Source organism: Microcoleus sp. B4-C1 (assembly GCF_036705285.1).
Lineage (GTDB): Bacteria > Cyanobacteriota > Cyanobacteriia > Cyanobacteriales > Microcoleaceae > Microcoleus.
Map to the genome: position 1 here is coordinate 10,568 of NZ_JAUBUC010000117.1, position 7,862 is coordinate 18,429.

At 46.1% G+C, this 7,862-nt stretch carries 8 protein-coding genes; 5 read left to right on the forward strand and 3 right to left on the reverse strand.

What is annotated here, in order from left to right:
• Positions 1-1,203 (forward strand): calcium-binding protein (locus QUB26_RS28490; RefSeq protein WP_333243291.1); only part of this gene is annotated, 1,203 nt, incomplete at its 5' end.
• Between the two features lie 85 nt (positions 1,204-1,288).
• On the forward strand, positions 1,289-2,029 hold the full coding sequence (locus QUB26_RS28495; protein ID WP_333243292.1) for a peptidylprolyl isomerase: 741 nt from the start codon (positions 1,289-1,291) through the stop codon (positions 2,027-2,029).
• A gap of 463 nt (positions 2,030-2,492) precedes the next feature.
• Here the strand turns inward: QUB26_RS28495 and QUB26_RS28500 are convergent, their stop codons facing one another.
• Together QUB26_RS28500 and recQ are read right to left on the reverse strand one after the other, a co-directional pair.
• Positions 2,493-2,636, reverse strand: a complete 144-nt coding sequence (locus QUB26_RS28500) for a hypothetical protein (RefSeq protein WP_333243296.1) — start codon at positions 2,634-2,636, stop codon at positions 2,493-2,495.
• Between the two features lie 223 nt (positions 2,637-2,859).
• Entirely contained in the window at positions 2,860-5,055 is a 2,196-nt protein-coding gene (recQ, locus tag QUB26_RS28505) for a DNA helicase RecQ (protein WP_333243301.1), read from the reverse strand.
• Between the two features lie 97 nt (positions 5,056-5,152).
• Between recQ and QUB26_RS28510 the strand changes: the two genes are divergently transcribed.
• On the forward strand, positions 5,153-5,437 hold the full coding sequence (locus tag QUB26_RS28510; RefSeq protein WP_190738299.1) for a DUF427 domain-containing protein: 285 nt from the start codon (positions 5,153-5,155) through the stop codon (positions 5,435-5,437).
• A gap of 36 nt (positions 5,438-5,473) precedes the next feature.
• A complete protein-coding gene (locus QUB26_RS28515) occupies positions 5,474-5,617 on the forward strand; it encodes a hypothetical protein (RefSeq protein ID WP_333302798.1) in 144 nt (47 codons plus the stop codon).
• A 20-nt stretch (positions 5,618-5,637) separates the two neighbouring features.
• On the opposite strand, the gene QUB26_RS28520 is transcribed toward QUB26_RS28515, so the two are convergent.
• Positions 5,638-6,303: an L-threonylcarbamoyladenylate synthase gene (locus tag QUB26_RS28520; RefSeq protein WP_333243304.1), complete on the reverse strand. Its 666-nt coding sequence runs from the start codon at positions 6,301-6,303 to the stop codon at positions 5,638-5,640.
• A 75-nt stretch (positions 6,304-6,378) separates the two neighbouring features.
• Between QUB26_RS28520 and larC the strand changes: the two genes are divergently transcribed.
• Positions 6,379-7,788, forward strand: coding sequence for a nickel pincer cofactor biosynthesis protein LarC (gene larC, locus QUB26_RS28525; protein WP_333243307.1), 1,410 nt, complete (start codon positions 6,379-6,381; stop codon positions 7,786-7,788).
• The last annotated feature ends 74 nt before the right edge of the window (positions 7,789-7,862 follow it).

Here is a 7,862-nt window from a genome sequence, read left to right on the forward strand (position 1 = left end):
ACAGGGAACAGCAGCAGCACCAGCACTCAGACAGCATCGACTCCCGGCGACACTTCTAGCAGTGCGGGCGCCTCAGCTAGCAGCGGTTTAGATACTCCGCCAACTACTAGCGCCACAGCACCTGCACCTGAACCAGCACCTGAACCAACACCAACACCAGCACCAGCACCAACACCTGCGCCCTCAGAGAGTAGCAGTTCGAGCGAAACGAGCTCGATCGCCAATAATCAAGGCGTTACTAACAACAGCAGCGCGACAGTAACTTCCCCCGCAGGCAGTAGCACTAGCACTCAGACAGCCTATACTCCGGGAGCTACTTCTGGGAGTGCAGAAGCAACCGCTGCTACAGGCGCTCCACCAACAACTAACATCGCAACACCAGCGCCAACACCAGCGCCAACACCGCCAACACCGCCAACACCAGCAACACCGCCAACACCGCCAACACCCTCAAATAATGAGGATGCGGGTACGGGTGGTGGCGACGAGAGTACGATAATTTCTAATCCCACAGATAACAGTAACAGCAATAATTCGATCGCACTTCCCGGTAACAATGCCAACAGCAATGCTGAGACAACGCCGCCTCCAGAAATGATCGCCCCAGAAAACTATCCTGACGCATTAACTATCAGCTATGACAGCAATGGCGACGGATATTGGCTCGGCACCAACGAGAGCGATGTGATTACGGGCGATAGCGGGAGCGATCGAATTTTTGCCGGAAGCGGCGACGATATTGTCACAGGTAACAAAGGTGATGATGCGATTCATGGAGGCGATGGAAACGACACTTTGCGGGGAGGAAAAGGTCAAGATTTGCTGATTGGTGACAACGGCGACGATTTTCTTTGCGGCGACTTCGGCACAGATACATTGATTGGAGGTAGCGGCGCTGATACCTTTGCCTTTAGATCCGAAACAGCGAGTGCAGCAGCTAATCCATTGTTAGCCGATCGAGTCGTTGATTTCAATCCCGCTCAAGGCGATCGAATTGGGCTGACAGGGGGACTTTCGGTAACAGACTTGACACTCGTCGCGTTTGATACTGACGGTGACGGTACGACAGACGCCACTCTGCTTAAGTTTAGTTCAAATAATGGCGATCGCATTTTAGCTGTTGTTTTGGGAACAGTTAACGCAGCGGGTGCAACAACTTTGAGCAATGCTGATTTTATTAGTTTGCCAAATGACATCTTGTAGCTAACCCTTAACCGTTAACCCCAACTACCCCGCAGGAATCTTCGGGGGATGAAGTTAATAAATTCATATAGGTTGAGAGAGAAAGATGAAAGACTTTTACGGGCCAATGATTGAAGCAAGTGAAATCATCGAACTACTCAAACAAGAGATGCAATTAAAAACATTTAGTCAAAAGGTTTTGCATAAAAAAGTTATTGAGAAAGCAGCCAAGGAACGGGAGTTAACTGTGACTCCAGACGAAATTCAAGCTGTGGGCGACCAACTCCGCCGCGAGAAGCGTTTGGAGAAAGCGGCGGACACGATTGCTTGGCTGGTCGATCAGATGATTTCCGTAGAAGATTTAGAGGTCGGGATTCGCGATCGGCTTCTCAGCCAAAAACTAGCCGAACACTTATTCAGCAAAGAAGTAGAAAAGATTTTTGTTCAAAACAAATTGCAATTCGACCAAATAATTCTTTATCAAATAATTGTTGCCAACCCCCAGCTTGCTCAGGAACTATTTTATCAAATTCAAGAAGGAGAAATCAGCTTTTTTGATGCTGCTCACCTTTACGATATTGACGAAAATCGTCGGCATATATGCGGTTGCGAAGGCAAGGTTTATCGGTGGGGTTTAAAACCAGACATAGCCGTCGCCGTATTTAGCGCTCAACCCGGAGAAGTAATTCGTCCAATTGAAACAGAACTAGGATATCACTTGTTTCTGGTTGAAAAGTTTCTCCCAGCGGAATTAACCCCTGAACGGTATCAAGAAATTTTGCACAATCTGTTTAACGAATGGCTGGCTAACGAAGTCAACCATTTATTGTACAATTGTAAAGTGTAGAAACTTAATTTTTATCCATCCAAAACCCATCTATATAATTTTGCCGAAACCAAGTACAATGCTAAAAGTTAGGGTGTTTCTCAGTGCACAGAGAGACCTAATATCTTTTCCGGCTGCATCAACATTATTCAATCCTTGGGGCGGGGCGTGAGTGTAAATAGTATCATGCGTGTGGATTTAAATGTTGCTTCCTCTCACGCAATCTACTACTTAGATAACAAGTGGTTGGATATCATTTCGGATCAAGTAACCGCGATTTAAATGGCGGGTTTTTAAGATTGTCAATTATTGGCAGATATTTTTCGTAAACCCGCCCCTACCGTATTAGGGGTAATCTACCGGACATAATATGACGAGGTACTTATGGCTCAATCAAGTTTAGTGAATAAGGTAATTTATCGCTCTCGAAACTGCCCCAAGCATAGCGAATAATGAGACGCTTAGCTAACCCAAGCTTACTGGCTTATAGCAATTTAAAAATTCCTTTTGAAATTTGAGTTTTGCCAATCCCATATCCGCCAGCTAGCAAAGCCAAATGGAAAAAATATATCGGTTCAAAATGCCACTTTAATATATTATCCCCAAAAGCTACTTTTTTAATTCTCATTTTTCCCTCCTATCTATTAATTATACTAATTCTCAAAACTCATGCAACAGTAGCGCTCCGGGTGCGTCGCCACCTGCCAATCCTAAAAAAGAGCGACAATCTCCAAGCGACGCACCTTACCTGAAGCGCGATCGTAAACAAACCCAAAACTCATAATTGTTGCAAGAGTTTGGAGAATTGGTATTATCTGCGTCCATCAGCGTACATCTGCCTACATCAGCGGTTAAAAACCCACATAATTTTGCCGCCACCAAGCGCGCACAAACTTAATCTCCTCAAACGTATAACGTTCTTCCAAAAAATCATAAATTGCTCTCAGTTTCTCATCCCCCATAACTTCAATAGCGTACACTATCGCCTGCTGGCGTTCCGATTCTACCAACAAATTTATATCAACTTCCCTGCCCATTTCCATCAATTCTATCAGATGCCCAGAAATAGTATTAGGGCTCATGCCCCGCGCATTAGCTATTCCTTGAACTGTCAAACCTTGTCGGTATAATTCCCAAGTTTGCATCTGCGAATAAGACGCAACGTTGGAAAGATTTGGAAGATTAGCGGCCTCAGAAGATGCAGCACCACTTGGCAATCCTTGTTCTTGGCAAAAAGTGCGTATTGCCTCCAAGAAAACCTTACCGTACTTATCTCGCTTGTTGCTACCAACGCCGTAAACATCCTCGAATTCGGTGAGATTTTGCGGGCGTTTTTCTGCCATATCTCGCAAGCTTTTATCAGCAAAAACCACGTAAGGTGGGACAAATTGTTCGTCGGCAATTTGTTTGCGTAGCGTCCGCAGTATGGTAAATAAAGCTTCTACTTCTACTGCCAAAGAACGAACTTTCGCCTGTACTTCCCGCTGCGGTTCAATGGCGATTTCAACTGTGCGCTGACGTTTCATAATTTCCCAACTTTTTTCATTCAGTTTCAAAATGGGAAATCCGTCTGTTCTTTCCTCTAAAAAACCTTGATTTAACAGCGAACGACTCAACTTTTTCCAATCGTCGGCACTTCTATCTTTGCCAATTCCGTAAGTAGAAAGTTGGTGGTGCTGGTATTGCAATACTTTTTGATTTTTGGAACCGCGCAGCACGTCAATAATGTGATTCATGCCGAATTTTTCTTGGCATCTGGCGACGCAAGAAAGAAATTTCATTGCCTCAATCGTCCAATCTTCTACGGGTTTTTTGTTGCAACAGTTATCGCAAGTACCGCAGTTTCCGGGGAATGAATCGCCAAAATAACTTAACTGGATTGTGCGACGGCACTCGGTGGATTCTGCATAGTTGATTACTCGCCGCAACTGTTGGCGGGCAATTCGTTGTTCTTGCGGATCGGGTTTTTGCTCGATGATGTAGTCGATCATTTTGACATCGCCGTAGCCGAAAAATAAGCTGCAATGGGCGGGTTCGTTGTCTCGGCCTGCGCGGCCGGATTCTTGATAGTATCCTTCGAGATTCTTGGGTAAGTCGTAGTGAATTACAAACCTCACGTCTGGTTTGTTGATGCCCATACCAAAGGCTATTGTGGCTACCATTACTTGCACGTCGTCGCGAATGAAGCGGGTTTGATTGGTTGCGCGATCGACATCGTTCATGCCGGCGTGGTAGGGTAAGGCTTGGATGCCGCTTTGTTGCAATTTATAGGCAACTTCGTCAACTTTTTTGCGGCTGAGGCAATAGATAATTCCCGAACCGCCTTTTTTTTGGATGATTTGCAAAACTTCGGCAAAACTGTGCTTGGTTTTGGGGCGAACTTCGTAGTATAAATTGGGGCGGTTGAAGCTGGCGACGTGGATGTAGGGATTTCGCAGAGTTAGCTGCTGGATTATGTCTTGGCGGACGCGCTCGGTGGCGGTGGCGGTTAGTCCCATAATGGGAATGTCGGGATATCGATCGCGCACTCGCTGCATTTGCCTGTATTCTGGTCGAAAGTCGTGCCCCCATTCCGAAACGCAGTGGGCTTCGTCGATCGCAAATGCCGAAATTCCTAACTTATTTGCTACTATATCTAAAAACGGTAAAAATCTCTCACCCAGCAAGCGTTCTGGTGCAACATAAAGCAATTTAATCTTACCTTCGAGAATTGCTGTTTCGCGCGATCGGGTTTCCTGAGAGTTCAAAGTGCTGTTGAGAAAAGTCGCCCCAATTCCATTATCCTGCAAAGCTTCCACCTGGTCTTGCATCAGAGCAATTAACGGCGACACAACCACTGTCAATCCCGGTTTCAACAGTGCCGGTAATTGAAAACACAAAGACTTGCCACCGCCCGTCGGCATGACAATCATCATATCCCGTTTTTGTAAAGCAGCTTCGACAATTTCCTGCTGTCCCGGACGGAAAGAGTCATATCCAAAAAAATGTTTAAGAGCTTGTTCCAGGGACAGTGGCACAGAAGATATTGGCGGATTCGACGCTGGCATTTGCAGTAGTTGGTTGTTGGCTTCTCAACTATTCTATGCCTTTTGAGCACAAATACAGTTACAATAATTGAGAATCTCAATTTAAGCAGAAAAACTGATGCCGAAAGCAATTTGGAATGGTGCCGTTTTGGCCGAGAGCGACAAGTGCGAAATTGTAGACAACAACTATTATTTCCCCGCCGATGCCATCAACCGTGAGTATTTCAAGGACAGCAGCACTCACACTACTTGCGGTTGGAAAGGTGTTGCTAGTTACTACAGTGTCGAAGTCGGCGGACAAGTTAATAAAGATGCTGCTTGGTACTATCCTACTCCGAAAGATGCTGCTAAAAATATTGCCGGATATATTGCTTTTTGGAAAGGAGTTAAGGTAGAGGCTTAAAGCAGTTTTTAGTTAATCTATTCAGAACCCAACTTTTTGAAAAAGTCTGGGTTCTGGGCATTATTTCACTATTCTCAAGAACAGGCAAGATGCCTGTTCCACAAAGTTGACGGGGTTCTCGGAAAAGGTCGGGATTACAATTCTCAAGAACAGGCAAGATGCCTGTTCCACAAAGAGTGAATTTTCTTGTATCTCCAAAATTAATCTTTTTCCCAAACGGCGACTGCTTCCCATCCCAAACCACGGCGAACAACAATCGGTTCGCTTTGTGTCAAATCGAGAATGGTAGAAACTTGATATCCCGGATCGGAACCGTCATCGACAATGATATCTACTAACTTTGAAAAACAGTCAAAAAGTTCAGCTTTGCCAAAACTTTCTGCTTTTTCTGCTGGCACGGGTGCAGCACCTTCATCATCCGTGGTAATGTGAGCGGATGTTGAAATAATTGGATTTCCCAAGGCTTCCAACAGTGTAAAACAAAGCCGCTGGTCTGGAACGCGAATTCCAGTGGTTTTGCGCTTCGGGCTCATTACCAACCGTGGCACTAACTTGGTAGCAGGCAGCAGAAATGTATAAGGCCCTGGTATTAACCGCTTGATAATTCTGTATGCTTCATCGCTGACGGCTGCATAGTCGGTGATATTTGACAGAGAGGAACACAGGAACGTTAAAGGCTTATCATTGGATAGTTGCTTGATCTGCCTGACTCGTTCTACCGCAGACTTGGAGTTGAGATCGCAGCCGATCGCATAAACTGTATCTGTCGGATAAAGCATCACTGCCCCATCTTTTAGAGATTTGTTAATTTTCTCGATCCGGTCTCTTTGGGGTGCAACTGGATGCACTTCGTAAATAGTTGCCATGTTAAGATATTGCAGGCTAAGTGGGCGATCGAAATATCGAGTGAAACAATCAATGCTAAAAATTAATTGTTAACAATGAATAAAATAGCTTATTTTGACTGTCCAACCGGCATTGCTGGCGATATGTGCATTGGAGCTCTTGTCCACGCCGGCGTTCCTTTAGAATACCTAATCGAAAAACTCAATTTGCTCGGCATTTCGACAGAGTACCAGTTGCGGACGGAATTAGTCCACCGGAATACTCAACAAGCAACTAAATTTTATGTCGATTTAGCTGCGGATTTGTCGTTAAAACCAGAAAATCCCGCTACCGAACTCGATCCCTCGGAAACCGAATCCCCGACTTTTGACGCCCGCCACCACCATCATCACGGGGAAGAACATTCTCACAGTCACGGCGAAGCAGAGGCCGAAATTAGCTACAGTCATCACCGCAATTTACCCGAAATTGAGCAAATCATCGTCTCTGCAAAATTGCCTCCGCGCGTGGAAGCCTGGAGTTTGGCCGTATTTGGCAAATTAGCAGAGGCAGAGGCTGCAGTACACGGTATCCCCCCAAGCGAGGTTCACTTTCACGAGGTGGGGGCGACGGATGCAATTATTGATATTGTCGGTACTTGTTTGGGTTTGGATTGGTTGGATATTCAGGAGTTTTACTTTTCGGCGATGCCGACTGGTGGCGGTACGGTGAAGGCGGCCCACGGCCGATTAGCGGTGCCTACGCCGGCGGTGATGCGGTTGTGGGAAACGCACCGAGTGCCTGTTTATAGCAATGGGATCGATCGCGAATTGTGCACTCCTACGGGAACTGCGATCGCCTGTACTCTCGCCGCTGGTTTCGGCCCGCCACCGTCGATGCAAATTCAGGCGATCGGTTTGGGTGCAGGTTCTCGAAACCTGGCAATTCCTAATATTTTGCGCCTCTGGATTGGGGAGAAGCAAGAGGGGGAGAGGGGGAGAGGGGGAGAGGGGGAGAGTGGGAGAAAGACGGCTACTCATTCCCAATTCCCCATTCCCGATTCCCAATTACCAATTACCAATTCCATAGAAACTATTGCGGTATTGGAAACGCAAATTGATGATTTGAGTCCGCAGGCGATCGGCTATGTTTTTGATGCTTTGTTTGCCGCCGGAGCTCTGGATGTTTTTACTGCCCCAATTGTGATGAAAAAGTCGCGGCTTGGGGTTTTGTTAACTGCGATTTGTCATCCCGAATTTCAGGATGCTTGCGAAGCTGTGATATTTCGCGAAACGACTACTTTGGGAATTAGAATATCGACTCAACAAAGAACTATTTTACACCGAGAAATCCAGACAGTTCAAACAGAATACGGCGAAGTCAAGATCAAAGTTGCGAAGTCTGGAGAAACGATTGTTAATGTACAGCCGGAATACGAAGATTGCGCGGAAATTGCCAGACTTAAAAATATTAGCTGGCGGGAAGTTCACCGCTTGGCGCTGCAAAGTTGGTACGATCGAGGTTAGGAATGAGAATTAAATAACTTCCACTCTTGAAAGTGGGATGGGCGTCCCGCCCGTCCAGAAAGGACGGGCGGGAC

What these genes read in the sequence shown, in the direction of transcription:
- QUB26_RS28495 (WP_333243292.1), top strand. Translation starts at nt 1,289, where the DNA reads ATGAAAGACTTTTACGGGCCAATGATTGAAGCAAGTGAAATCATCGAA.
- QUB26_RS28500 (WP_333243296.1), bottom strand. Translation starts at nt 2,636, where the DNA reads ATGAGAATTAAAAAAGTAGCTTTTGGGGATAATATATTAAAGTGGCAT.
- recQ (WP_333243301.1), bottom strand. Translation starts at nt 5,055, where the DNA reads ATGCCAGCGTCGAATCCGCCAATATCTTCTGTGCCACTGTCCCTGGAA.
- QUB26_RS28510 (WP_190738299.1), top strand. Translation starts at nt 5,153, where the DNA reads ATGCCGAAAGCAATTTGGAATGGTGCCGTTTTGGCCGAGAGCGACAAG.
- QUB26_RS28520 (WP_333243304.1), bottom strand. Translation starts at nt 6,303, where the DNA reads ATGGCAACTATTTACGAAGTGCATCCAGTTGCACCCCAAAGAGACCGG.
- larC (WP_333243307.1), top strand. Translation starts at nt 6,379, where the DNA reads ATGAATAAAATAGCTTATTTTGACTGTCCAACCGGCATTGCTGGCGAT.